This is a genomic window from Microbacterium jejuense (genome assembly GCF_039544225.1).
GTDB lineage: Bacteria > Actinomycetota > Actinomycetes > Actinomycetales > Microbacteriaceae > Microbacterium > Microbacterium jejuense.
The window spans coordinates 1-903 of sequence record NZ_BAABLG010000019.1 but is presented as its reverse complement, the minus strand read 5'-3'; the positions used below and the strand labels follow the sequence as shown (position 1 = coordinate 903).

The following is a 903-nucleotide window of genomic DNA, read 5'->3' as shown; positions in this document are numbered from 1 at the left end:
TCATGCGAGCTGGTTGTTCCACATGGACAGCGCGGAGCCGATGGCCATGTGCATGTCGAGGTACTGATACGTGCCCAGCCGGCCGCCGAACAGCACCCCCGGCTCCCCCTTCGCGAGCTCCCGGTACGCGAGCAGCCCGGCCCGGTCCTCCGGCGTGTTCACCGGGTAGTACGGCTCATCCTCCCGCGACGCGAACCGCGAGAACTCCCGCATGATCACCGTCCGATCCGCCGGATACCGGTCCGCCCGCTCCGGATGGAAATGCTTGAACTCGTGGATCCGGGTATACGGCACATCCGCGTCCGCATAATTCATCACCGCGGTGCCCTGGAAGTCCCCCACCTCCAGCACCTCCTGCTCGAAATCCAGCGTCCGCCACGACAACGCCCCCTCGGCATAGTCGAAGTACCGGTCCACCGGCCCGGTGTACACCACCGGCACCTGCCCCACCGTGGCCTGCTTGTGCAACGGCTGCGACACATCGAAGAAATCGGTATCCAACCGCACCTCGATGTTCGGATGATCAGCCATCCGCTCCAACCACGCCGTGTACCCGTCCGTGGGCAGACCCTCCCACGTGTCGTTGAAGTACCGGTTGTCGTAGTTGTACCGCACCGGCAACCGGCTGATCACCTCCGCCGGCAGATCCTTCGGATCCGTCTGCCACTGCTTACCCGTGTAATCCCGGATGAACGCCTCATACAACGGCCGCCCGATCAGCGAGATGCCCCGCTCCTCCAGATTCGCGGCATCCTTCGCGTCATACTCCCCCGCCAGCTCATGCACCAACGCCCGCGCCTGATCCGGCGTATACGCCGCCTGGAAGAACTGATTGATCGTGCCCAGATTGATCGGCAACGGGAACACCACACCCTTGTGGTTCGTGTACACCCGATGCACATA

1 protein-coding gene is annotated in these 903 nt (G+C 63.6%); it reads right to left on the bottom strand.

Annotated features, from left to right (window positions below; translation table 11 throughout):
* Positions 1 to 903 (bottom strand): UDP-galactopyranose/dTDP-fucopyranose mutase family protein (locus ABEA46_RS20350; RefSeq protein ID WP_345547273.1); only part of this gene is annotated, 903 nt, incomplete at its 5' end.